Here is a 24699-nt window from a genome sequence, read left to right on the forward strand (position 1 = left end):
ATATATTATAGGAGGTTATAACATGAGTTCATTGTCCAAGGAAAATAGTATCGTAACCGATATGTCTCTCGCGCCCGAGGGGCATCTCAAAATCGACTGGGTTCGCCAGCACATGCCGGTACTGAACCGTATCCGCGAGCAGTTCGAAGCGCAGCAGCCGTTCAAGGGCCTTAAGGTATCGATCACGCTTCACCTGGAAGCCAAGACCGCTTATCTGGCCAAGGTAGTACAGGCGGGCGGGGCCGAAGTTACGATAACCGGCTCGAACCCTCTGTCTACACAGGACGATGTGTGTGCCGCGTTAGTTGAGGACGGCATCACCGTGTTCGCCAAATATAATCCGTCTCCTGAAGAATTCAAGGCGCTTAACATCAAGGCGCTGGAGAGCAAGCCGGATCTGATTATCGATGACGGAGGAGATTTCGCCACCCTGCTGCATTCCGAGCGTCCTGACCTGATGGAGAATATCCGCGGCGGTGCTGAAGAAACAACTACAGGAATTATCCGGCTGAAGGCGCTGCAGAAGCAAGGCATGCTGAAGTTCCCGATGGTGGCTGTAAATGACGCCTATTGTAAATATTTGTTCGATAACCGCTATGGCACAGGCCAATCGGCATGGGACGGCATTGTTCGCACAACCAACCTGATTGTAGCCGGCAAGACAGTGGTTGTGGTGGGCTACGGCTGGTGCGGTAAAGGTGTAGCGATGCGGGCCAAGGGTCTCGGAGCGAACGTGATTGTTACTGAAGTGGATGCGATTAAGGCTGTAGAAGCCCACATGGACGGATTCCATGTGATGCCAATGCTGGAAGCAGCGAAGCGCGGCGACTTCTTCGTAACCGTAACCGGAAATCGGTATGTTATCCGCGGCGAGCATTATGATGTCATGAAGGATGGTGCGATCCTCTGCAATGCCGGACACTTCGATGTTGAAGTGAACAAGCCGGAACTGGCTGAACGCTCCACCTCCCAGCGGACGGTGCGGAAGAATATTGAAGAGTATCTGCTGAAGGATGGCCGCAAGCTGTACCTGCTGGCGGAAGGACGTCTGGTGAACCTGGGGGCAGCCGATGGCCATCCGGCAGAAATTATGGATACCACCTTTGCGCTGCAGGCCTTATCCCTCAAATATGTGAATGACAATTATAAAGATATCGGCGTCAAGGTGGAGAATGTTCCGTATGAGCTTGATGAGCAGGTTGCGCGTTATAAGCTGGAGAGTCTGGGAATCGCCATTGACAGCCTGACGCAGGCACAGGTGGACTACCTGGACAGCTGGAATCTGAACGACTAAGGAATGGATCTGCAATAGCCCGGAGCCAATCAACTGGCCCGGGTTTTTATTTTTTACGGAATATTGCAGAGACACTTGACAAACAAGAAAAAATTACCTTGCTTAGGAAAAAGGTTTTTGATTTTTAATGGCGAATCTATTATGCTTAAGTGGTGAAAAGTGGGGCAAAGTGGGGAATCGGTACTTAGGGGTGGGGAAAGATCATGTTTATGGGGGAATACCAGCATAGCATTGACGACAAAGGCCGGATCATTATCCCGGCTAAATTCCGTGAATTGCTCGGAACCTCCTTCGTGGCGACCCGTGGCCTCGACTCCTGCCTGTTTGTTTATCCCATGGAAGAATGGGGAATCATGGAGCAAAAGCTTAAAAGCCTATCACTGATGAAATCGGATGCCCGTGCCTTCAGCCGCTTTTTTTTCTCGGGAGCGACCGAATGTGTATGGGACAAGCAAGGCAGGGTGAATCTGCCGGGGAATCTGCGGCAATATGCCAAGCTGGACAAGGACTGTGTTATTCTGGGCGTTTCGAACCGGGTGGAGATCTGGAACAAGGAGCTATGGGAGCAGTACTTCGAACAGTCAGAGGAATCGTTCAACGAGATTGCCGAGAAATTGGTTGATTTCAATTTTGATCTATAAAACATACAATTCGAATTACTGCCTTGGAGGGATGCAGCTTGTTTCACCACATCACGGTGCTTAAGGAAGAAGCGACAGAAGGGCTGCACATCAAGAAGGATGGTATATATGTGGACTGTACGCTCGGAGGAGCCGGGCACAGTTCGCTTATTGCATCCAAGCTTAGCGGCGAAGGCCGGCTGATCTGTCTGGACCAGGATGACTGGGCATTGAACAATGCCAAAGAGAGAATGGCCGAGTACGGAGACAAAGTGGTTACGGTTAAGACCAACTTCCGTGACCTCGAGCAAGTACTGAAGGAACTGCCTTTTGTTCCGCAAAAGGACGGAGTTCCCCAAGTGGACGGGATTCTGTTCGATCTGGGGGTATCTTCTCCGCAGTTTGACGAAGGGGAGCGGGGGTTCAGCTACAATCACGATGCTCCGCTGGATATGCGGATGGACCAGTCGGCACAGCTGACTGCGGCCGATATCGTCAATACCTGGAGCGAACAGGAAATAGCCCGTGTGCTTTTTCAGTATGGAGAAGAGAAGTTCTCACGGCGGATTGCCCGCAAAATTGTGGAGCGCCGGGAAGAACGCCCGGTGGAAGGTACCGGAGAACTGGCTGAGCTGATTAAAGAGGGCATTCCAGCGGCTGCGCGGAGGACAGGAGGACATCCTGCCAAACGCAGTTTCCAGGGTCTGCGGATTGCTGTCAATGATGAGCTGGGAGCTTTTGAGGATGGACTGCATGCTGCAGTACGCTGCCTTGCACCTGAGGGAAGAGTATCCGTAATTACCTTCCATTCGCTGGAGGACCGGATTTGCAAACAGATTTTCAGCAGCTATTTAAGCAGATGTACCTGTCCGCCTGATCTGCCCTACTGCGTGTGCGGCGCCAAAGGAACCCTGAAACTGATTAACCGCAAGCCCATCGTACCCGGAGAAGAAGAACTGGAGCTGAATTCACGTGCCCGTTCAGCCAAACTGCGCATTGCAGAGAAATTGTAAATGACGATAAAGGAGAGTCAGAGATGGCCTATACCCGCGGCAATTTAGCAGTTCAACCCAAGAGAAAAGAAGAGGTAAACCCGCTTTACCGTGAGAAGACAAAAGTCGTCACCAGGCGGAGAGTGCTTCCGCTGAAGGAGAAGCTTTTGTATATGATGACGCTGGGAGCCTTTATCCTGGTATCTGCCGCCCTGATCTGGCGTTACGTCCATATTTATGATTTGAACTTGCAGGCACAGAAGCTGGACAGCGAGATCGCGAAGAGCAAGAAGCAAATTGCAATTTATCAGATGGAGAAGCAGACGCTTGAACAGACGGTGGTCAAGCGGGCAGAAGAGATGGGATATAAGACTCCTCCTGTAGATTCAACAATCCATGTACTGCTTAGCAACCAGGTCACTGACAAAGCTGGAAAATAATCAGCGATTGACTTCAATCGCAATAATAGAATCTGTGAGGTTTGCTATGGTAAAAAGAATAAAACTTCGCACGCTGTTTATAGGAGGGTGTATTACCCTCTTTTTTCTTGTTTTAGTCGGCAGAGTTTTCTGGATTCAGGTAATGCAGAGTGAGAAGTGGCAGAAGGAAGCAGCTACGCAGTGGGCACATACTTCAACCATCAAGGCGGTCCGCGGCGTGATTGAAGACCGTAACGGCAGTGTTCTGGCCAGTGACGTTCCTGCCTATACCGTTGTGGTTGACCCCGAGGTCATTGCGGAGAAGGGGATCGGCCAAGAGGTCATCCAGGGACTGCATGAACTGCTTGGCAAGCCTGTAGATCAGTTGAAGAAGCTGGTAGAGGCCAAAGACGATAAGGGCAATTACTACAAGAACCGGGAGATCCGCAACGAAGGCTGGAAGATTAATCAGGAGCTGGCCGATAAGGTTACGGCTTTTGTGGACAAACTCAAGAAAGAGCATGATACCCTGGAAACGGGCGTAGGCCTCGTGAGAGAGCAGAAGCGTTATTATCCGAAGGATTCGCTGGCTGCGCATATTCTGGGCTACACCGACAGGGACGGCAATGCGGTCATGGGTCTGGAAAAGTACTTCGACAAACAGCTCTCCGGTACGGATGGCAAGCTGAATTATCAGAGTGACGGCAAGGGAATCAAGCTGCCCGATTCACAGGATAGCTACCAGCCTGTAGTGAACGGAAGCAATTACAAGCTGACCATCGACAGCACCATTCAGCATTATATCGAAGAGGCGATGAAGAAGGCTTATGCCGAGTACAAACCGAAGTCGATAAGCGTCATTGCTGCCGATCCGAATACGATGGAAATTCTGGGACTGGCAAATATGCCGACCTTCAATCCAAATGAATATTATGACCTTAATCAGGATGCGGCTGGCTTCTATAACCACGCGATCATGTCGAGGTTTGAGCCGGGCTCCACGTTCAAGATTGTACCGCTGGCCGGAGCCGTTCAGGAGAAGCTGTTTAATCCGGAAGAGACCGTCCATTCGGGCTCTATCCGGATCAAAGGGTACAGCAAACCGATCTATGATATGAATAGAGCCGGTTATGGAGATATCACCCTGCTTCAAGGGGTTAAACGTTCAAGTAACGTAGCCTTTGTCAAGATTGGTTATGAGCTGCTGGGCCAGGAAAAGCTGCTGAAATATATCAAGGATTTCGGCTTTACGGAAAAGACGGGTATTGACCTCCCGGGCGAAACCACCGGTATTGTCAACCCGAATCCGAACAGGCCGATAGAGAATGCTACCTTGGCCTATGGCCATGGCAAGCTGCTGGTTACACCGATTCAGCAGCTCACGGCGATGGCTGCGATTGCGAACGGCGGCAAGCTGATGGTACCGCATGTAGTGAAGGAAGTTACCGATCCTAATACAGGCAAGACTACGGTGACTCAGCCGGAGGTTGTACGGCAGGTGATTTCAGAGGAAAGCGCCCGCGAAACCGGCAGCTACCTCGAGCAGGTCGTGGCAGACCAGGTAATCGGAACCGGACGGCATGCCTATATCGAAGGGTACCGCGTAGCCGGCAAGACCGGGACGGCGATTAAGCCTGACGGCAAGGGCGGGTATGACCGGGATAAAGTACTAGCATCCTTCCTCGGTTACGCTCCGGCCAATAATCCGAAGATCGCGGTATTCGTCGTAATTGATGAGCCTGCGGATGCTGCCGGCGGGGGAGCCGCAGCGGGACCTATTTTCAAAGAGATTGTCTCGCAGTCCCTGCAATATATGGGCGTACCCAAAACAGTTGAATCAGATAACGCAGTGGGAAGCAAAACGTCAGTCAAGCTGGCGGCAGACTCCTCAGAGCTGCGCAGTACACCTGATCTCGTGAACAAAACGGTTAAGGAATCCAGACAGCTGCTCCTTAATCAAGGCTTTGACTTCGAGATTGTCGGTACAGGGGCAAAGGTAATCAGCCAATATCCGGATAAGAGCACAAAACTTGCCGCCGGACAGCGGATTTATCTGCTTACCCAACAGGATGAAGCAATGACCATTCCCGATTTGAAGGGAGAATCTTTGCGCGATGCTCTGGAAATTCTCAATCTGCTCAAAGTAGGGATTACGGTTGAGGGCGAAGGTTATGTCACAGAGCAGACGCAGACCAAGAATAACAGCAAAACGCATATTTCTCTGAAGCTCAGTCCCCTGAATGAATACGGGGAGAATATCCCTGTGGCCGTCAACGTTGACCCCGATGCAGAGGAGACTGCGGAGTAGCGCGTATACAGGCTTGTTCTAACCCCTGTTTGTCCCGAATAGTCATGAAGATAAGAGATCATGTCTATACGAGCGAAAGCGGGGAGAACGGAATGAAGGTTTCGAAAGTCGTAACTCGGCGGAGAATGCTGTGGACGCTGCTGGGACTGGCCGTGTTGTTCGGTTCGCTGGCCGTGCGTCTTGCCTATGTACAGCTATCACAAGGGGAGAAGCTGAGCGCCAAGGCTGAGGAATCCTGGCGGCGGAATATTCCCTTCACCGCCAAACGCGGCGAGATTCTGGACAGAGAGGGCGTTGCCCTGGCATATAATATCAGCTCGCCAACGATCTATGCCATTCCTGTGCAGGTGAAGGAAAAGGAACAGACCGCGAAGCAGCTGGCTCCGCTGCTCGGTATGACCGAGGAGAAGCTGGTCACTCTGCTGACCCAAAAGAAAGCCTCGGTGAAACTGCAGCCCGGCGGCCGCAAAATTACGATGGAGCTTGCCGCGAGCATCCGTGATTTGCAGCTGCCGGGCATCGTTGTGGCTGAGGATAACAAACGGTATTATCCCTTTGGTGATTTAGCCGCACATATTCTCGGCTTCACGGGCATCGACAATCAGGGAATCACCGGGATAGAGAGCATCTACGATAAGCTGCTTCAGGGCAGCGCAGGCAATATATCGTATCTGTCCGATGCCGGAGGACGGCTGATGCCGGGCTCCTCGGAGAAGTATACAGAGCCGCAGGACGGGCTGAGTCTGCAGCTGACGATTGATAAGCAGATTCAGTCAATCATGGAACGCGAGCTCGATCAGGCCATGGTGAAGTATCAGGCGCAAGGTGCCTGGTCGATTGCGATGGACCCCCGCAATGGTGAGATACTGGCCATGGCGAGCCGGCCGGGTTATGAGCCGGGCTCCTATAAGGAATACGATGCCGAAGTATATAACCGGAATCTTCCGATCTGGATGACGTATGAACCGGGCTCCACCTTCAAGATCATTACCCTGGCTGCTGCTTTGCAGGAGGGGAAGGTTGATCTGCAGCATGAGCATTTTTTCGATCCGGGATATATTGAAGTGGGCGGGGCCAAGCTGCGCTGCTGGAAAAAAGGCGGACACGGAAGCCAGACGTTCCTTGAAGTGGTGGAGAATTCCTGCAACCCCGGGTTTGTTGCCCTGGGCCAGCGTCTTGGCAAGGATACCCTTTTTAAGTATATCCGTGATTTCGGGTTTGGCACGAAGACAGGGATCGACCTCAACGGTGAAGCGAACGGAATTCTGTTTAAGCCGGCGCAGGTAGGGCCGGTCGAACTTGCCACCACGGCCTTTGGCCAAGGGGTATCCGTAACACCGATCCAGCAGATTGCTGCGGTGTCTGCAGCGATTAATGGCGGCAAGCTGTATACTCCGCATGTTGCCAAAGCCTGGATTAATCCGGATACCGGTAATGTCGTATCCGAGGTAGAGCCGGAAGAAGTGCGGCAGGTGATTTCTGAGGAGACTTCGAAGAAGGTGCGGGCCGCCCTTGAGAGCGTAGTTGCCAAAGGCACAGGCCGGCCGGCGTTTATTGACGGCTACCGTGTGGGCGGCAAGACTGGGACGGCACAGAAGGTTATTAACGGCCGATATTCTCCTACGGAGCATATCGTCTCTTTTATCGGATTTGCACCAGCGGATGATCCGCAGATCGTGGTCTACACCGCAGTTGACAATCCCAAGGGAATTCAGTTTGGGGGTGTGGTAGCGGCTCCGATCGTCCAGAATATTCTTGAGGATTCGCTTCATTATCTGAAGGTTCCGCAGCGCAAGGATCAGCTGCCGAAGACCTATAAATATGGGGAGACTCCGATTGTGACAGTTCCCGATTTAACAGGAGCTACTGTTCAGGATATCTATGAGGATTTGAACATGAATTTCATGCTGGCCCGCTCCGGATCAGGCAATACAGTGATTAATCAGGCACCCAAAGCGGGGGCAAGAGTGGAGCAGGGTTCAACCATCCGGATTTATATGGGAACTTCCAGTGAATAATAGGGTAGTCTGACAAATGTAGAGTGAGGGATTACTATGAAAATTAATGAATTGTCATCCTGTCTTGCCGCTTCGCGTCTATACGGGGAGGGTGGGACCGAGATTATGGATTTGCAGGTGGATTCCCGCAAGGTTAAGCCGGGCGATTTGTTCATTTGCCTGCCCGGTCATACAGTGGACGGACATGATTATGCACCGCAGGCAGCCGCAGGCGGTGCGGCTGCCCTAGTCTGTGAGCGGAAGCTGGAGATCGATCTGCCGCAGATCGTGGTAGATGACTGCCGGTTTGCGATGTCCGTGCTGTCGAATGCGTTCTTCGGCTCACCCAGCAGCCGGATGAAGATGATTGGGATTACCGGGACCAACGGCAAAACCACGACTACGTATCTGATTGAGAAAATCATGCAGGACCATGGCGTGAAAACGGGGCTGATCGGGACGATTCAGATGCGTTATGACGGACAAAGCTATCCGATGTCCGGTACTACGCAGGAATCGCTTGAGCTTCAGCGTACTTTGAACGATATGGCGTCCAAAGGCGTGCAGTGCTGTGTGATGGAGGTATCCTCCCATGCACTTCAGCAGGGACGGGTGAAGGGAACGGATTACCGCACGGCAATATTTACTAACCTGACTCAGGATCATCTGGATTATCACCATACGATGGAGGAGTACCGCGCGGCTAAGGCACTATTCTTCTCGCGGCTTGGCAATGTGATCTCTCCGTGGAAGGAAGAACGTAAATATGCAGTTCTCAACACGGATGATGCAGCAAGCAGCTATTTTGCTGACCAGACCGCTGCGGAAGTGATTACATATGGTATCGACACCCCTGCAAATGTCCGGGCCACTCAAATTTCGATCACGTCCAAAGGAACTTTTTTCCATGTGGATACGTTTAAGGGGAAGACAGATATTTCGCTCCGGATGGTCGGTAAGTTCAATGTCTATAATGCACTAGCGGCCATTACTGCTGCGCTGCTGGAGGATGTGCCGCTGGAAGAAATCAAAGCCAGTCTGGAGTCCGTAGCCGGTGTGGACGGACGTGTCGAGTCTGTGGATGCCGGACAGGATTTCGCGGTCATCGTAGACTACGCGCATACGCCGGATGGTCTGGAGAATGTGCTGAAGGCTGTCTGTGAATTCGCTGCCGGCAAGGTCATTACCGTCTTTGGCTGTGGGGGAGACCGGGATACGACCAAACGGCCGCTGATGGGCAAGATAGCTGCCAAATACAGTGATCATGTCATGGTTACTTCCGACAATCCCCGGACAGAGGATCCGCTGCTGATTCTGCGCGATATTGAAGCGGGCCTTCTTGAGGACGGCGTGTCACAGGAACGGTATGAGATGATTCCCGACCGGCGGGAAGCGATCAGAAAAGCTATTGAAATGGCAAGCCCCGGCGATGTAGTATTGATTGCGGGGAAAGGTCATGAGACCTATCAGCTAATCGGCGGAGTCGTTCATGATTTTGATGACCGCATTGTAGCCAAAGAAGTGATAAGGGGCCGAAGCTATTGATTACAAGAACGCTGTATACTATCGCGCAAATGTGCGGAGGAAAGCTGTCCTCTGCTGAAGATAACAATATCGAAATTGCGGGGGTCGTAACCGATTCCCGCAAAATCACGCCTGCCTGCCTGTTCGTTCCTCTGGTCGGAGATAACTTTGACGGCCATGATTACGCTGCTGCTTCTCTGGCGGCAGGAGCGGCCGCTACGCTCTGGCAGCGGGATAAGGGGCCTGCGCCTGAAGGCGGTCCTGTCATTCTGGTGGAGGATACACTGGCCGCTTTGCAGAGACTGTCCTCGGCATATCTGGGCGAGCTCGCACCGCGTGTAGTCGCCGTGACAGGCAGCAACGGCAAGACAACGACCAAAGATATGGTTACCGCTCTTCTTGAAGTGCAGTACAAGGTACACAAAACACAGGGGAATTTCAATAACCACATCGGTCTGCCGCTTACGATTCTCTCCATGGACAGTGATGTTGAGATTGCTGTGCTGGAGATGGGCATGAGCTCGCGCGGGGAGATATCCCTGCTGTCAAGGATAGCTGCCCCTGATGTGGCTATGATTACCAACGTGGGTGAATCCCATCTGCTGCAGCTCGGGTCCCGCAAGGAAATTGCCCGGGCGAAGCTTGAGATTGTGGACGGACTTAAGCCGGGCGGCCTGCTCATCTATAACGGGGATGAACCGCTGCTCGCAGAAGTTATGGCAGAGCCGGGGTTTAATCCGCCGGAAGGGATGCTCAGCTTCCGTTTCGGGCAGTCCGGAGACAATGATGACTATCCTACAGGTCTCATGACTCATGGAGCAGGAATGTCCTTCACTTCGCATCTTCATGCCGAGCGTGCCTTCACGCTGCCTCTGCCGGGGCGTCACAATGTCATTAACGCACTCGCCGCACTGGCGGTTGCGCGCCACTTCCTTGTGACTGATGAGAATATTGAGACCGGATTAGCCGGGCTTAAGCTGACCGGAATGCGGATTGAAGTGATACAGGCGGCGAACGGGCTGACGCTGCTGAACGATGCTTACAATGCCAGCCCTACGTCCATGAGAGCAGCGATAGATGTGCTGCAGTCCATGAAGTGCAGTGGGAGCAGAATCGCGGTGCTGGGGGACATGCTGGAACTTGGGCCTGATGAAGTTCAGTTCCACCAGCAGATCGGCAGCTATCTCGATCCTGCACTGACGGATGCGGTATACACTTACGGACCGCTCGCTGCTCATATTGCTGCGGCTGCGGCGGAGAGATTCGGGGCCGGACATGTATTTGCTTTTGAAGACAAAGAAGCATTGATCACGTCCTTGAACACCAAATGTGGTTCCAGGGATGTAGTACTCTTCAAAGCGTCCCGGGGGATGCGTCTGGAGGAAGTGCTTCACCGCCTGAAAGAATATTCTGAAGCTGACTTAAACTAATGGAGGGGGTGTACCCATGGATTATCAATTACTTCTACTGACTATTGCTGTGTCCTTTATCCTTGCGGTCATTGCCGCTCCGCTGATTATCCCGCTACTGCGCCGGATGAAGTTCGGACAACAGGTTCGCGATGACGGGCCTCAGACGCACCTGAAGAAGGCGGGAACGCCTACGATGGGCGGAATTATCATCATGGTGGCGTTCACATTGTCTTTTCTGAAATTTTCAGTGATTAATTCGGATTTCTACGTCCTTCTGGTAGCTACGCTGGGTTACGGTCTGATCGGTTTCCTGGATGACTATATTAAGATTGCCTTCAAACGTTCCCTAGGACTGACTGCACGCCAGAAGCTTGCCGGCCAGTTGCTGGTCGGTATCGTTCTCTGCGCCCTGCTCATTTCCGGCGGACATCATACAAACATCAGCATTCCGGGAACATCGGTGAGCTTTGACTGGGGCGGCTGGTTCTACTATCCGTTTATTGTCCTGATGATGATGGCGGTAACCAATGCGGTTAACTTCACGGATGGTGTGGACGGACTGCTGTCCGGTGTCAGTGCGATCGCGCTCGCTGCTTTTGCTGTAGTTGCCATGCAGGCAACCTCCATTGCTGCCGGTGTCTGCGCTGCGGCGATGATTGGTGCAGTACTTGGCTTTCTGGTATTCAATGCCCATCCGGCCAAAGTGTTCATGGGTGATTTCGGCTCCTTCGGGATCGGCGGTGCCATTGGCGCGATTGCCATTGTAACGAAGACCGAGCTGCTCTTCGTGGTGATCGGCGGTGTCTTCGTAGTCGAAATGCTGTCCGTAATTATTCAGGTCGCTTCGTTCAAAACACGCGGCAAACGGGTGTTCCGAATGAGTCCGATCCATCATCACTTTGAGCTGGGCGGCTGGTCGGAGTGGCGTGTGGTTGTCTCCTTCTGGGCGGTGAGCCTGGTGCTTGCGGCTGTTGGACTATATCTCATCAAGGGGTTGTAACATATGAAGCATCCGGATTTGTACCGTGGTGAAGAAGTGGTCGTCCTGGGGCTCGCCAAAAGCGGCGTCCAGGTGGCCAAGGTGCTGCATGAGCGCGGCGCGGTTGTGACGGTCAATGATAAAAAGGAAAGAGATCAAAGTCCCGAAGCTTCCGAACTGGAATCTTTGGGAATTTATGTTATATGCGGCGGGCATCCGGAGGGGCTGATTCATGAGGGTGTTGCACTTGTTGTCAAGAATCCGGGGATTCCCTATTCCGTGGCTCCGGTGCAGCAGGCTCTTGAGCTTGGCATCGAAGTCGTAACGGAGGTAGAGGTGGCTTACCATCTCTGCGCCGCACCTATGATCGGTATTACGGGCTCCAACGGGAAGACGACTACAACGACCTGGGTTGGCCGTATGCTGGAGGCAGCGGGGATGAGGCCTATAGTTGCCGGGAACATCGGTACGCCGCTCTGTCAGGCCGCTCAGGAGGCTGACGTGGACAACTGGATGGTTGTCGAGCTCAGCAGCTTCCAGCTCAAGGGGACGGAAGCCTTCCGGCCTAAGGTCGCTGCCCTGTTGAATGTTGCCGAGACCCATCTGGATTATCATGGGGGGATGGAGGATTATGTGGCCTCCAAATCCAAGCTGTTCGCGAATCAGGGGCCGGGCGACACTGCTGTACTGAATTGGGATGATCCGGTCTGCCGCGAGCTGGTTCCTTATATCAAAGCAGGCATCCTGCCCTTCTGCATGACCGAAGAGCTGGTTCAGGGCATCTTTGTCCGTCCATCCTATCTGCCGGAGACAGAAGATGATCTTAAGCGGGTCATCATCTACCGGGATTATACGGAGAGCGAGACTGAAATAGCCGATGTGGATTCGATTGGCCTTCCGGGCCGCTTCAATGTGGAGAATGCGCTGGCCGCCTGCGGCATTGCCATTGCCGCAGGCGCGGACCCGGCTGTGCTTGGCGGAGTGCTGGCTTCCTTCCGCGGTGTGGAGCACCGGCTGGAATATGTGACAGACAAGGCGGGGGCCGCCTACTATAACAATTCTAAGGCTACCAATTCCAAAGCTACAGCCATGGCGCTGGGGTCCTTCAAGAAGCCGGTCATCCTCGTTGCCGGAGGTCTGGACCGCGGTTCTGATTATATGGAGCTGCTGCCTGTCCTCGGAGGGAACGTCAAGGCCCTGGTGGCCCTTGGGGAGACGAAGGACAAGCTGGCCGTGGTTGCGCAGCTGGCAGGAGTAAAGACAATCATCTCCGTCGATAATGGGGAGAGCGCCGCCGCCGTGCTGCAAGAGGCCGTGCGGGAGGCTTCCGCTCTTGCGGAAGCAGGAGATGTAGTTCTCCTCTCTCCTGCCTGTGCCAGCTGGGATATGTTTACATCCTATGAAGAGCGCGGGCGTATTTTTAAAGAGGCGGTGCATAACCTTTAAGTAGGGGGGTGGATAAGCCCCTACTACGGATGCAAGAGGTGTGCTCCTGATGAACAAATCCCGTCATGCGCCCGATATCTGGCTGCTGCTTCCGATATTGGCTTTGCTGGCCATCGGTATGGTAATGGTATACAGCGCCGGGTCCGTTTTAGGCTTCCGCAATTATGGCGACTCGTTTTATTTTGTCAAAAGACAGCTGCTGTTCGCAGGCCTGGGTCTTATCGCCATGTTCATCACCGCGAATACGGATTATGTGGTGCTGAAGAAGTTCGCCAGGCCGGTCTTGCTTGTCTGCTTCGTACTGCTGGTGTTGGTGCTGGTTCCCGGCATAGGGGTCGTGCGCGGCGGTGCGCGCAGCTGGCTGGGGATCAGCTCCTTCGGCATCCAGCCCTCGGAGTTCATGAAGATGGGGATGATCCTCTTTCTGGCCAAATGGCTCGGAACAGAGGATTACGATATTTCCAGCTTCACCCGTGGACTGCTTCCGCCGCTTGCGCTGATCGGTTCCGCTTTTGCGCTGATCATGCTCCAGCCGGATCTCGGTACAGGCACTGTCATGTTCGGGGCTGCCTTGATGATGGTCTTCACGGCAGGGGCCCGGATGAAGCATCTGCTCTCCCTGGGCGCGCTGGGTATCGCAGGGTTCGTGGGGCTTATTGCCGCCGCACCCTACCGTCTGCAGCGGATTACGGCCTTCCTGGACCCCTGGTCCGATCCGCTCGGGGCCGGATATCAGATCATACAGTCACTGTACGCGATTGGACCCGGCGGACTGGGGGGCTTGGGTCTCGGCATGAGCCGGCAGAAGTACAGCTATGTGCCGGAGCCGCAGACCGATTTTATTTTCTCCATACTGGCTGAGGAGCTTGGGTTTATCGGGGGGCTGGCAGTGCTGCTGCTCTTCCTGATTCTGATTTGGCGCGGAATGAAGGTAGCAATGAGTCTGCCGGACCGTTTCGGCAGCTATCTGGCCGTAGGCATCGTATGTATGGTCGCTATTCAGGTGATCATCAACATCGGTGTGGTTATCGGCCTCATGCCGGTTACCGGCATTACGCTTCCGCTGATCAGCTACGGAGGCTCATCGCTGACCCTGATGCTTACAGCCCTTGGCATTCTACTTAATTTATCCCGTTATGCGAGGTGAAAGACATGCGTATTGTATTAAGCGGCGGCGGTACGGGCGGACATATCTATCCGGCCGTAGCCGTAGCCAGACAGCTGGAATGCGAAGAAGAGAAATCCGTCTTCCTGTATATCGGGGGTAAACGCGGTCTGGAGAGCAAGCTTGTTCCGCAAGAGAATCTGCCCTTTAAAGCGATAGATATTACCGGCTTCCGCCGTAAGCTCTCGATGGACAATGTGAAGACGGTAATGCGTTTTCTGAAGGGGGTGAAGGCCTCCAAAGCCATGCTGCGGGAGTTCAAGCCGGATGTCGTCATCGGCACCGGCGGATATGTCTGCGGGCCGGTAGTGTACGCTGCATCCCGGCTAGGCATCCCGACCCTTATCCATGAACAGAACGCGATTCCGGGCCTGACCAACCGTTTCCTAAGCCGGTATGCCGATACGGTCGCCGTAAGCTTTGAAGGCACGGAGCCCGCTTTTCCAGGGGCTAAGAACGTAATCTACACGGGCAACCCCCGGGCAACTACGGTAATGACTGCCAACCCGCAGCGGGGATTCGCTTCACTTGGGATTCCTGAAGGCAGTACGGTTGTGCTGGTAGTCGGAGGAAGCGGAGGCGCCAAGGCAATTAACCAGGCGATGATTGAAATGGCTCCGTTTGTGGGTAAGGGTAATGGTGTTCACTATGTGTATGTTACCGGAGAGGCTTATTTCGAGGAAACCCGTAAAGCTGTGCGCGAGAAGCTCGGAAGCTTGCCGAACTCCCTGCATATTCTTCCGTATATTCATAATATGCCCGAGGTGCTGGCCTGTACTTCACTCATCGTGAACCGGGCGGGGGCATCGTTTCTTGCAGAGATTACTGCGCTTGGCATTCCTTCTGTGCTTATCCCTTCTCCCAATGTGACGAATAATCACCAGGAAGCGAATGCCAGACAGCTTGAACGTGAAGGGGCAGCCGTTGTGCTGCTGGAGAAGGATCTGAGCGGCGAGGCACTATTCGCAGCGGTGCATAAGATTATCGGAGCGGACGCTGCACGCCGCAGTATGTCTGATGCCTCAAGGCGGCTGGGTAAAAGAGATTCCGCCTCGCTGGTTGTCGCCGAGCTCCGCAGACTGGCTGCAGGCCGGAAACGCTAGAATCCGGGCTTACATTGTCACACACGAGAGGTCACGAACATAGGATGATCCTATAATCGTGACAATCACCCAGAGCACTTCCAGTTCATGAAATGTGGAGCGGGCAGCTTCCCGGCCTATTTCTGTTGATCTGTGTACAGGAAGTGCCCAACGGTGGGTGAGCGGTAATCTCGGAGGTGATACATTGGACAAATTGGTGATTGAGGGTGGAAATCCCCTGTCAGGCACCATACGTATCCATGGAGCGAAAAATGCGGCCCTGCCGATTCTGGCGGCAAGCCTGCTGGCCGAAGGAGTTCACTCACTGCATAATGTGCCGAAGCTGCTGGACATCGAAACTATGCTGGATATTCTGGAAAGGCTGGGCTGCAGGGCCGTGCATGAAGACGAAACGGTTACGGTCGATACAACCTACGTCGCAACCTCGCATGTTCCGGAGGATTTAATGCGGCAGATGAGATCCTCCATTTTTCTAATGGGACCGCTTCTGTCCAGGTTTGGTGAAGTGACGATTTATCAGCCGGGCGGCTGTGCCATCGGGGAACGCAAAATTGATCTTCACCTGCAGGGTCTGAAGCTGCTCGGGGCGGAGATTGAGGAAACCAGCGGGATGATCTGCTGCCGGGCTGCCAAACTGACGGGCTGTGATATTCATCTGGATTATCCAAGCGTTGGAGCCACGGAGAATATCATGATGGCAGCCGCTATGGCGGAAGGGACAACGACGGTGTCTGGGGCGGCCAGAGAGCCGGAAATCCAGGATCTGCAGAATTTCCTGAATGCGATGGGTGCGCAAATCATCGGTGCAGGAACAGATACGATCACCATCCAGGGCGTCTCCAAGCTGTATCCGTGCAATTATGAGGTCATTCCCGACCGGATTGTCGCCGGGACCGTAATGATCGCTGCGGCAGCTACAAGGGGGAATGTGACGCTGACCCACACCAACGCAGGACATTTGACTTCTCTGATCCATGTTCTGAGGCGTGCCGGTGTTCAAATTACAGTTTGCAATGATATAATTAATATCAGCTGTATGGGGCGTCCGCGTGCAGTAGAAAGAATTGTAACCTCTCCTTATCCTTCGTTCCCTACAGATCTGCAATCCCAGGTGATGGTCCTTTTATCCCTGGCTGACGGATTCAGCGTGATTAAAGAAACTGTATTTGAAGGGCGCTTTAAGCATGTAGAGGAGATGGCGCGGATGGGAGCCGACATTTCCATTGACCTGAACCGGGCTTTTATACGCGGAGTGCAGAGATTGTACGGAGCTACGGTAGAAGCTACCGACCTGCGTGCCGGAGCTGCCCTGGTTATCGCCGGACTTGCCGCTCAAGGGACTACCGTTGTTGAGCAGGCGCATCATATTGACCGCGGATATGATGGCATTGAGGTACTGTTTCAGAAGCTGGGTGCACGGATTAGTCGCAAGGTACCTGTGCCGGACCCTCTGGATTTGGCCAATTAAAGCTCCCTGTCTCCTTCGGCCCGAGTGCGCGGGAAGGAGACAGGGCCTTATTACGGAGATATGAGAATGCCTAAAACCCGAATGCCTCTTCTTAAAGAGGACAAGCCCAGTAAGAGAATGAGCCGTAAAATTACCATTATCCTGCTACTGTTGTTTATTGCGCTGCTGGCCGTGATATTTTTCCGTTCGTCCGTCAGTAAGATTACAGCTATCCATTTCCAGGGGGATAAATATACATCCCGGGAGGAATTGCTTGCCGCAAGCGGTCTTACGATCGGCGGACAGTTCTTCGCAGTCTCCGGAGATTCCGTGGAAAGTGCATTGACAGAACTGAAGACGGTTCAGGAAGCGGCTGTGGACAAGAGTTTCCCCGGTGTGATTAACATCAGCATTAAGGAATTCCCCGCAGTGGCATACGAGCTGGATGAGGCTGGATCGCTTGAGGCGATTCTGTCCAGCGGAGCTGCAGTATCTGTCAAGGATACAGGGATTGCCGTTGAAAAGCCGATATTAACCAACTGGAAGGCTGATGATCCGTACAAGACGAAGCTGTGCCAGGCGCTGGCTGATATTCCGAATGAACTGACCAGTGATATATCCGAGATCGTCCCCTCCCCGACTTTGTCTTTTCCGGACCGTATTAAGCTGTATACACGTTCACGGTTTGAGGTCATTACGGCAATTTCACTGCTTAAGGACAAAGTGGAATACCTAAATCAAGTAATTGAAAATGAGCAGCCGGGATTGATCAAGATGCTTGAGGCCGATTCTTATGTCCCATTTCATACGGAAGCGGAGGATTCCGGGGAGGATGCAGACACACAAGAGTAAATAGTCCCTACTAATAGAGCGGAAAAAATGCTACAATCGGTTTTACGGGCAATAAGCAACCTCCCTCTTTTTTCTGCGGATTTTTTGAAATACATTCATGGATATAGCTGTCATTTCTTAAAAGGTAGAACTTATATGCTTTAGAAAAAATTAAAAGCAGTTGTTTGCATGCCAAAAGGCTGTTATATTATTCCATTCAAAAAATTTGTAGAAAAAAGAGGGAAAGGATTAGGGATGTTGAATATGTACAGAGAAGTTTCCCGGGACCGGGATCAAAGCGCATTTTCTATTTATTTGGCTTCACAATTCATTATGATTATAACAGGAGGTGCCATAGGGCTTGAGCAACAATGACATCATTGTTAGTTTGGACATCGGTACATCCAAAGTTCGGGCAATAATTGGGGAAGTTACCAATGGAACCTTTAATATTATTGGCGTTGGATCTGCTGATTCGGAAGGAATACGCAAGGGTGCGATTGTAGACATCGATCAGACTGTGCAATCGATCAAGAGTGCCGTAGAGCATGCGGAGCAAATGGTCGGTATTCAAATATCCGAGGTGTATGTCGGTATATCCGGTAATCATATCGGCCTGCAATCCAGTCACGGTGTAGTTGCCGTGCAGAATGAAGACCGTGAGATCGGCGAAGAAGATATCGACCGCGTAATCAAGGCTGCTGAGGTCATAGCACTGCCTCCTGAGCGCGAAGTCATTGATGTTGTCGCCAAGCAATATATCGTCGACGGGCTTGAAGGAATTCAAGATCCGCGCGGAATGATCGGAGTTCGCCTCGAGGTTGAAGCAACGATCATTACCGGGGCTAAGACACCAATACATAATCTGCTGCGCTGCGTGGAGAAATCAGGTCTGAAGGTTAAAGATCTTGTGCTTATGTCTCTCGGGGCAGGCGGATTAGCGCTTTCCAAGGATGAGAAATCAATGGGAGCAGTACTGGTGGATATCGGTGCCGGCCAGGCGACGATAGCCGTATATGAAGAAGGTTCCTTGTGCGCAACCTCTACGATTCCGATCGGAGGAGAATTTATAACCAATGATATTGCATACGGTCTGCGAACGCTTACCGATCAGGCTGAGAAGGTCAAGCTGAAATATGGCTGTGCCTGGATTGATGACGCCGCCTCGGATGTCGTGTTCAAGGTTCTGCGGATCGGCAGCAATGTTGAGAAGGAATTCAACCAGGAGGATCTGGCGGCGATTATTGAGCCCAGAGTTCAAGAAATCTTCCATCTGATCCGCCAGGAAGTGAAGCGGCTTGGTTACAATGAGCTTCCGGGAGGTTATATACTAACGGGTGGCACCGTTTCGATGCCGGGTGTCCTGAAGGTCGCCCAGACTGAGCTGGCAGCCTCCGTACGTATTGCCGTACCTGATTATATTGGAGTACGTGACCCCGGGTTCACCGGCGGTGTAGGTATACTCCATACCGTTGTGCGCAGATTCCGCGGACGAAGCAGCGGCGGAAGCGCCAATAAGAAGACGGTTAACCGCAGCAAGCAAAGTGCTGCACCTAGCCAGGATTCTTCCAAGAAGCCGGGGCTGGTAGAACGTCTAAAGAATATGTTCAGCGAGTTCATATAAGTGTAAGTCCAGATATACTTGGACTGGCCATCCAAGCACTACTCAAGGGGGAGATGGAAACAATATGTTGGAATTTGATTTTGAAATGGAGAGCTTAGCCCAAATAAAGGTCATCGGCGTAGGCGGCGGCGGAAGCAATGCTGTAAACCGGATGATTGAAAATGGCGTTCAGGGTGTTGAATTCATTACGGTTAATACAGATGCCCAAGCGCTGCATATGGCCAAATCGGAGCATAAACTGCAAATCGGGGATAAACTGACCCGCGGACTTGGCGCTGGAGCCAATCCTGAGGTGGGGAAGAAAGCGGCTGAAGAATCCCGCGATCTGATTTCAAATACGCTTAAAGGTGCAGATATGGTATTCGTAACCGCAGGTATGGGCGGGGGTACCGGAACAGGCGCAGCGCCTGTAATTGCTGAGATTGCCAGAGAGTGCGGAGCATTGACGGTTGGCGTCGTGACCCGTCCGTTTACTTTTGAAGGCAGAAAACGTTCCAATCAGGCAGAACTGGGAATCGAAGCGTTGAAAGAAAAAGTGGATACGCTGATCGTGATTCCGAATGACCGCCTGCTGGAAATTGTGGATAAGAAAACACCAATGCTGGAGGCTTTCCGTGAAGCGGATAATGTACTCCGCCAGGCTGTGCAAGGGATATCTGATCTCATTGCCGTTCCCGGCCTGATCAACCTTGACTTTGCCGATGTGAAGACCATCATGACAGAACGCGGTTCGGCGCTTATGGGCATCGGAATTGCCACCGGCGAGAACCGTGCGTCAGAGGCGGCCCGCAAAGCCATTATGAGCCCGCTCCTCGAAACCTCGATTGAAGGTGCGCGCGGTGTAATCATGAACATCACAGGGGGCTCTAACCTCTCCCTGTACGAGGTTAATGAAGCGGCTGAGATTGTTACTTCTGCTTCGGACCCCGAAGTGAATATGATCTTCGGTGCCATTATCGAAGAGAGCATGAAGGACGAAATCAAGGTTACGGTAATTGCTACCGGCTTTGAACATAAGCCTTCCCCTGTAGCGCCTGCTCGCCGTCCTGCATCCAGCAGTGAGCCGGCAGCGGACAAGGATAAGAATGCGAATCTGCGTCCGTTCGGCAATCAGACAACCTCTGATCAGCTGGATATTCCAACCTTCCTGCGCAACCGGACACGCGGCAACAATGATTAAGAACTAAGAGCAATGAACTGCATAGCTTTTTACGGAAGCACCGTATTCAACCCGCCTTGAGCCGGGACGAATACGGTGTTTTTTTGTTTTTCAGGCTGTTATAATAACGATAACGGGAGACGATGGAATGGAGCTGCTGGACCCCCGGGTGGATTTTGTATTTAAACGGATATTTGCAAGCGAGAGTAACAAGGATGTGCTGCTGGCTTTTCTGAACCGGATATTCATGGATGCGGGAGATCCGCCGCTGGAGGAAGTAGTGCTGCTCAATCCTTATACAGATAAGGATGATCCGCTGGATAAGCTATCAATATTTGATATTTGGGCGAAGTCTGCAGACGGCAAGCTGATCAATATTGAAATGCAGCTGTTCAACAAATATGATATTGAGAAAAGGACCTTATATTACTGGAGCAAACGTTACGCGGGCCAGCTTCAGGTAAGCGGCAAATACACAGACCTCAAGAAATGCGTAACAATCAACATTCTGAATTATAAGGTGCTGCCTAACGAACATCCGCATAGTGTGTTTCACTTACGGGAGGATGCAACCGGAATGCCGCTCACGGATGATATTGAAATTCATTTTCTGGAATTACCCAAGCTGAATCAGCCAGCGGTTCCCGGCCAAGGCGGCCTGGTGAACTGGCTGCTGTTCTTGAAGGGAATAAACCACTCGGATTGGGAGGTGCTGTTGATGAACGAGCCTGCTTTGAGGAAGGCGATGGAAACCCTGGAGTTTCTGAGTCAGGATTCGGAAGCCCGGCGTAAATATGAGGACCGCCAGAAGTTTCTGCTTGACGAAGCCTCGCAGAGAGACGGTGCACAAAGAGAAGGGTTTGCTAAAGGCATAGCGGAAGGCAGAGAAGTAGGCAGAACAGAAGGCAGAGCAGAAGGTGAGCTCGAGGCAAAGCTGGAAATAGCCAAGAATCTCTTGGCTATGGGGATGGATCTTCCTTCTGTAATGAAGGCAACCGGACTGACTGAAGAAGAATTGAAATCTATTAGTTAAATAAATATTCGAACTTGAAGTCAGCCTCTACAGGCTGGCTTTTTGTTTTATCCTCTTAATATCTCTGCTGACCTATAACTCGACAAAAAAAACGTAAGTACGCCCCCCAAGTTTAGACAGACTTTGAATGCGAGAGTTCCTATACTAATCTTATCGTCTAAAAAGAGAGCCTTCACCCTGGCCTCCGGCTAGATATCCGTTACCAGGCAGGTGAAAACACTGGTTGTTTATATTGACTTGATCTTCGCCGCCAATCTGCTGATCGACGGAATTCTATTGTGGCTGACCAGCTGGCTGGTCAAGCTGAAGGTGTCCTGGTGGCGCCTGTCTCTCTCTGCGCTGGTTGGCGCGCTCTATGTCGTGATGATGTTTGTACCGGAGCTGTCCTTCATGTACACCTTCCTCATCAAGTTTGGGTTGTCGGTAGTGATGCTGTGGATCGCGTTTGGATTTAGAAGTCTGCAAAGCTATCTTCGTGCATTGGGGGCATTTTATATCATTAATTTTGCGGCGGCAGGAGGTATAGTAGGGATTCATTATTTGCTGCAAAGCTCAGGCGACATCTGGAACGGCATTATCTTTACTTCTTCAGGCGGCCAAGCTTACCGGCTGAAGATTGGATTCTGGTTCGTACTTGCGATGCTTCCGCTGGTGCTACTTCTCTTCAAGCTGATTCAAGCCTCACGCAGGCGCAGGGAGCAGCTGGAGACATATATCGGTGAAGTGACTGTGGAGATTGACGGTGTTATTGTTACTTGCCCCGGGCTGCTGGATACCGGAAACCGGCTGAATGATCCGCTTACGCGAATTCCGGTCATGGTTATGGAATCCTCATTATGGGAAGGCCATCTGCCGGCCTCATGGAAAGGGAGGCTGACACAGACGGGGGCAGATACACTTGTGCTGGAAGCGGACGGGCAGTCGTTCGCCTGGCAGGACAGAATACGGCTGGTGCCGTACAGAGGCGTTAACCGCGGGGCATCCTTCATGCTCGCGTTGAAGCCGGATTCAGTGATGATAAAGCTTGGCGGCGAAACCTTCTACAGCAAGAGGGTTCTCATCGGGCTGGATGGCGGGACACTGTCGGGAGACGGGGCGTACCGGGCGGTCATACATCCTGACCTGACCCACAATGAGAGCGCTGTAGAGGCGCCGGCAGACAAGGCTATGAGTTAAGGAACATATAGGAGGAACAATAAATGGTCAAATTCAAACTTGTGCTGCAACTGCAGTATTATCGCATGCTGTTTCTGCTGGGACTGAAGAGCCAGGAAATATATTATATCGGGGGCAGTGAAGCGCTGCCTCCTCCGCTTACTCGGGAAGAGGAAGAATTCCTGCTGCAGCGGCTCTCGAGCGGTGATGCAGCGGTCCGGGCCATGCTGATTGAACGCAACCTGCGGCTGGTGGTGTATATCGCCCGCAAATTTGAGAACACAGGGATCAATATCGAGGATCTTGTTTCCATCGGGGCGATAGGACTGATTAAAGCCGTCAACACCTTCGATCCGGAGAAAAAAATAAAACTGGCCACCTATGCCTCACGCTGTATTGAGAATGAAATTCTGATGTATCTGCGGCGCAACAGCAAAACTAGAAGCGAGGTTTCGTTTGATGAACCTCTGAATATTGACTGGGACGGCAACGAGCTGTTGCTATCGGATGTGCTGGGAACGGAGAATGACACGATTTACCGGAATATCGAAGAACAGGTGGACCGCAAGCTGCTGCAGAAGGCGCTGGAGAAGCTCAGTGAACGGGAAAGATTAATTATGGAGCTGCGGTTCGGACTGCGCGGCGGTGAGGAAAAAACCCAAAAGGATGTCGCTGATTTGCTTGGCATTTCCCAATCCTACATCTCGCGGCTGGAGAAAAGAATTATCAAGCGGCTGCGCAAGGAGTTCAACAAGATGGTGTAAGCTGAGGGAACCGAGGAATAAAATGCCGGACCGGGGAGATAATGTACAGTAATGTTTCTCCTTGGGAGGTAAATCATCATGACCCGAAATAAAGTCGAGATTTGCGGTGTGGACACCGCTAAGCTGCCCGTTCTTACGAACGTGGAAATGCGGGCATTGTTCACTTCGCTGCAGCAGCAGGGCGAGCGATCCGCCAGAGAGAAATTGGTAAATGGTAACCTTAGACTTGTTCTTAGCGTAATTCAAAGGTTCAATAATCGTGGGGAGTTCGTGGATGATCTGTTTCAGGTAGGCTGCATCGGACTCATGAAAGCCATCGATAATTTTGATTTATCGCAGAATGTCAAGTTCTCTACCTATGCGGTGCCGATGATCATCGGAGAGATCCGCCGCTACTTGCGTGACAACAACCCGATCCGGGTATCGCGCTCGCTGCGGGATATTGCCTATAAGGCCCTTCAGGTCCGTGACAGCCTGACCAATCAGAATTCGCGGGAACCGACGATCCTCGAGATTTCAGAAGCGCTCGGTGTACCTAAAGAGGATGTCGTCTTTGCCCTTGATGCTATTCAGGACCCGGTATCCCTGTTCGAGCCGATCTATCATGACGGCGGTGATCCGATCTATGTGATGGATCAGATCAGCGATGATAAGAACAAGGATGTATCCTGGATTGAAGAGATTGCTCTTCGTGAAGCGATGCAGCGGCTGGGACAGCGCGAGAAACGTATTTTGTCCATGCGGTTCTTTGAAGGTAAAACCCAGATGGAGGTAGCGGATGAGATTGGGATCTCACAGGCGCAGGTATCGCGGCTTGAGAAGTCGGCTATCCAGCAAATGCAAAAGCATGTGAAGTCTTAAACAGCAGGCTATAGATAAGCGGGGGATATTCCGGAAGGCGCGTAAGCGGCTGCCCGGGGTATCCTTTTGTATGTAACAACGAATGCCGGAAATGAATTAAGACATGTTGCCAAGCCTTAAGGACATATACTGGAGCTATAGGTCTGAATGTACAGGGGTGGCAGGATGAATGAAGATTCCGTAGGGTCAGGCAAAAAGATGAAAATCTCTGATTTTCAAACCAAGGATGTTATTAATATTGTGGACGGCAAGCGGCTCGGACAGATTAGTGATCTGGAGCTGGATCTGCGCCGGGGGGTTATTGATGCCATCATCGTACCGGGATATACAAGGTTCATGGGACTGTTCGGAGGCGGTGCCGATCTGATTATCCCGTGGCGGAATATCGTCAAGATCGGTGCCGATGTCGTCCTGGTAAAGATTGAGGAATCCCGGATGCCTCAGGGCCAGGAAGAGCGGGAGATGATGTATTTGGAGCGGCCGGAACGCAGCGAGCGGCGCACTTATTGAACAGGTGCGTCTTTTTTCTGCGTATATGGGTAAAGGCATAGGGTGGGCTCAGGAGA

21 protein-coding genes are annotated in these 24699 nt (G+C 52.2%); all 21 read left to right on the plus strand.

Features of this window, described 5'->3' with window-relative positions:
* Positions 1-22 precede the first annotated feature (22 nt).
* The 21 genes from MKZ24_RS13185 to MKZ24_RS13285 all read left to right on the plus strand — a co-directional run bounded on the left by MKZ24_RS13185 (position 23) and on the right by MKZ24_RS13285 (position 24643).
* The gene (locus MKZ24_RS13185) at positions 23-1294 is read left to right on the plus strand and encodes an adenosylhomocysteinase (protein WP_042238537.1); all 1272 of its coding nucleotides are present in this window, start codon (positions 23-25) and stop codon (positions 1292-1294) included.
* Between the two features lie 203 nt (positions 1295-1497).
* Positions 1498-1935 (plus strand): division/cell wall cluster transcriptional repressor MraZ, encoded by a 438-nt coding sequence (gene mraZ, locus MKZ24_RS13190; RefSeq protein ID WP_039304237.1) that lies wholly within the window; start codon positions 1498-1500, stop codon positions 1933-1935.
* A gap of 38 nt (positions 1936-1973) precedes the next feature.
* On the plus strand, positions 1974-2927 hold the full coding sequence (gene rsmH, locus MKZ24_RS13195; protein ID WP_042238536.1) for a 16S rRNA (cytosine(1402)-N(4))-methyltransferase RsmH: 954 nt from the start codon (positions 1974-1976) through the stop codon (positions 2925-2927).
* Positions 2928-2950: 23 nt separating this feature from the next.
* Positions 2951-3346, plus strand: a complete 396-nt coding sequence (locus tag MKZ24_RS13200) for a hypothetical protein (protein ID WP_042238535.1) — start codon at positions 2951-2953, stop codon at positions 3344-3346.
* Between the two features lie 142 nt (positions 3347-3488).
* Positions 3489-5633 (plus strand): PASTA domain-containing penicillin-binding protein, encoded by a 2145-nt coding sequence (locus MKZ24_RS13205; RefSeq protein WP_231637708.1) that lies wholly within the window; start codon positions 3489-3491, stop codon positions 5631-5633.
* 92 nt (positions 5634-5725) lie between these two features.
* Entirely contained in the window at positions 5726-7651 is a 1926-nt protein-coding gene (locus tag MKZ24_RS13210) for a stage V sporulation protein D (RefSeq protein ID WP_039304248.1), read from the plus strand.
* A 36-nt stretch (positions 7652-7687) separates the two neighbouring features.
* A complete protein-coding gene (locus tag MKZ24_RS13215) occupies positions 7688-9175 on the plus strand; it encodes a UDP-N-acetylmuramoyl-L-alanyl-D-glutamate--2,6-diaminopimelate ligase (RefSeq protein ID WP_042238533.1) in 1488 nt (495 codons plus the stop codon).
* The gene (locus MKZ24_RS13220) at positions 9172-10584 is read left to right on the plus strand and encodes a UDP-N-acetylmuramoyl-tripeptide--D-alanyl-D-alanine ligase (protein ID WP_340783605.1); all 1413 of its coding nucleotides are present in this window, start codon (positions 9172-9174) and stop codon (positions 10582-10584) included. The genes MKZ24_RS13215 and MKZ24_RS13220 overlap by 4 nt, the downstream gene beginning before the upstream one ends.
* Positions 10585-10600: 16 nt before the next feature.
* Positions 10601-11566 carry a phospho-N-acetylmuramoyl-pentapeptide-transferase gene (gene mraY / locus MKZ24_RS13225; RefSeq protein WP_039304257.1) on the plus strand — a complete coding sequence of 322 codons (966 nt, stop codon included), beginning with the start codon at positions 10601-10603 and terminating at the stop codon, positions 11564-11566.
* Positions 11567-11569: 3 nt separating this feature from the next.
* Positions 11570-12991, plus strand: coding sequence for a UDP-N-acetylmuramoyl-L-alanine--D-glutamate ligase (gene murD, locus MKZ24_RS13230; protein ID WP_340783610.1), 1422 nt, complete (start codon positions 11570-11572; stop codon positions 12989-12991).
* 49 nt (positions 12992-13040) lie between these two features.
* Positions 13041-14138, plus strand: coding sequence for a stage V sporulation protein E (spoVE, locus tag MKZ24_RS13235; RefSeq protein WP_042238529.1), 1098 nt, complete (start codon positions 13041-13043; stop codon positions 14136-14138).
* A gap of 5 nt (positions 14139-14143) precedes the next feature.
* Complete coding sequence (murG, locus tag MKZ24_RS13240; RefSeq protein WP_340783614.1) at positions 14144-15259, plus strand: undecaprenyldiphospho-muramoylpentapeptide beta-N-acetylglucosaminyltransferase; 1116 nt, start codon at positions 14144-14146, stop codon at positions 15257-15259.
* Positions 15260-15443: 184 nt separating this feature from the next.
* Positions 15444-16727 (plus strand): UDP-N-acetylglucosamine 1-carboxyvinyltransferase, encoded by a 1284-nt coding sequence (gene murA, locus MKZ24_RS13245; RefSeq protein ID WP_042238527.1) that lies wholly within the window; start codon positions 15444-15446, stop codon positions 16725-16727.
* A 66-nt stretch (positions 16728-16793) separates the two neighbouring features.
* Positions 16794-17558, plus strand: a complete 765-nt coding sequence (locus tag MKZ24_RS13250) for a cell division protein FtsQ/DivIB (RefSeq protein WP_042238526.1) — start codon at positions 16794-16796, stop codon at positions 17556-17558.
* A 340-nt stretch (positions 17559-17898) separates the two neighbouring features.
* A complete protein-coding gene (gene ftsA / locus MKZ24_RS13255; RefSeq protein WP_042238525.1) occupies positions 17899-19161 on the plus strand; it encodes a cell division protein FtsA in 1263 nt (420 codons plus the stop codon).
* Positions 19162-19225: 64 nt separating this feature from the next.
* Positions 19226-20341: a cell division protein FtsZ gene (gene ftsZ, locus MKZ24_RS13260; RefSeq protein WP_042139382.1), complete on the plus strand. Its 1116-nt coding sequence runs from the start codon at positions 19226-19228 to the stop codon at positions 20339-20341.
* A 127-nt stretch (positions 20342-20468) separates the two neighbouring features.
* Positions 20469-21353, plus strand: coding sequence for an Rpn family recombination-promoting nuclease/putative transposase (locus MKZ24_RS13265; RefSeq protein ID WP_042238524.1), 885 nt, complete (start codon positions 20469-20471; stop codon positions 21351-21353).
* A 210-nt stretch (positions 21354-21563) separates the two neighbouring features.
* Positions 21564-22529 carry a sigma-E processing peptidase SpoIIGA gene (spoIIGA, locus tag MKZ24_RS13270; protein WP_197072976.1) on the plus strand — a complete coding sequence of 322 codons (966 nt, stop codon included), beginning with the start codon at positions 21564-21566 and terminating at the stop codon, positions 22527-22529.
* 23 nt (positions 22530-22552) lie between these two features.
* Positions 22553-23272: an RNA polymerase sporulation sigma factor SigE gene (gene sigE, locus MKZ24_RS13275; protein ID WP_039304286.1), complete on the plus strand. Its 720-nt coding sequence runs from the start codon at positions 22553-22555 to the stop codon at positions 23270-23272.
* A 78-nt stretch (positions 23273-23350) separates the two neighbouring features.
* On the plus strand, positions 23351-24133 hold the full coding sequence (gene sigG, locus MKZ24_RS13280) for an RNA polymerase sporulation sigma factor SigG (protein ID WP_039304289.1): 783 nt from the start codon (positions 23351-23353) through the stop codon (positions 24131-24133).
* Positions 24134-24298: 165 nt separating this feature from the next.
* Positions 24299-24643 carry a YlmC/YmxH family sporulation protein gene (locus MKZ24_RS13285; protein ID WP_039304293.1) on the plus strand — a complete coding sequence of 115 codons (345 nt, stop codon included), beginning with the start codon at positions 24299-24301 and terminating at the stop codon, positions 24641-24643.
* Positions 24644-24699 lie beyond the last annotated feature (56 nt).

Origin of the sequence: Paenibacillus sp. FSL R7-0297 (assembly GCF_038009025.1) — a bacterium.
GTDB lineage: Bacteria > Bacillota > Bacilli > Paenibacillales > Paenibacillaceae > Paenibacillus_AQ.

Bases quoted from the DNA above. Each gene is read 5' to 3' on its own strand.
- MKZ24_RS13185 (WP_042238537.1), top strand. From the start codon at position 23: ATGAGTTCATTGTCCAAGGAAAATAGTATCGTAACCGATATGTCTCTC.
- mraZ (WP_039304237.1), top strand. From the start codon at position 1,498: ATGTTTATGGGGGAATACCAGCATAGCATTGACGACAAAGGCCGGATC.
- MKZ24_RS13200 (WP_042238535.1), top strand. From the start codon at position 2,951: ATGGCCTATACCCGCGGCAATTTAGCAGTTCAACCCAAGAGAAAAGAA.
- MKZ24_RS13205 (WP_231637708.1), top strand. From the start codon at position 3,489: ATGCAGAGTGAGAAGTGGCAGAAGGAAGCAGCTACGCAGTGGGCACAT.
- MKZ24_RS13210 (WP_039304248.1), top strand. From the start codon at position 5,726: ATGAAGGTTTCGAAAGTCGTAACTCGGCGGAGAATGCTGTGGACGCTG.
- MKZ24_RS13215 (WP_042238533.1), top strand. From the start codon at position 7,688: ATGAAAATTAATGAATTGTCATCCTGTCTTGCCGCTTCGCGTCTATAC.
- mraY (WP_039304257.1), top strand. From the start codon at position 10,601: ATGGATTATCAATTACTTCTACTGACTATTGCTGTGTCCTTTATCCTT.
- murD (WP_340783610.1), top strand. From the start codon at position 11,570: ATGAAGCATCCGGATTTGTACCGTGGTGAAGAAGTGGTCGTCCTGGGG.
- spoVE (WP_042238529.1), top strand. From the start codon at position 13,041: ATGAACAAATCCCGTCATGCGCCCGATATCTGGCTGCTGCTTCCGATA.
- murG (WP_340783614.1), top strand. From the start codon at position 14,144: ATGCGTATTGTATTAAGCGGCGGCGGTACGGGCGGACATATCTATCCG.
- MKZ24_RS13250 (WP_042238526.1), top strand. From the start codon at position 16,794: ATGCCTAAAACCCGAATGCCTCTTCTTAAAGAGGACAAGCCCAGTAAG.
- ftsZ (WP_042139382.1), top strand. From the start codon at position 19,226: ATGTTGGAATTTGATTTTGAAATGGAGAGCTTAGCCCAAATAAAGGTC.
- MKZ24_RS13265 (WP_042238524.1), top strand. From the start codon at position 20,469: ATGGAGCTGCTGGACCCCCGGGTGGATTTTGTATTTAAACGGATATTT.
- sigE (WP_039304286.1), top strand. From the start codon at position 22,553: ATGGTCAAATTCAAACTTGTGCTGCAACTGCAGTATTATCGCATGCTG.
- sigG (WP_039304289.1), top strand. From the start codon at position 23,351: ATGACCCGAAATAAAGTCGAGATTTGCGGTGTGGACACCGCTAAGCTG.
- MKZ24_RS13285 (WP_039304293.1), top strand. From the start codon at position 24,299: ATGAATGAAGATTCCGTAGGGTCAGGCAAAAAGATGAAAATCTCTGAT.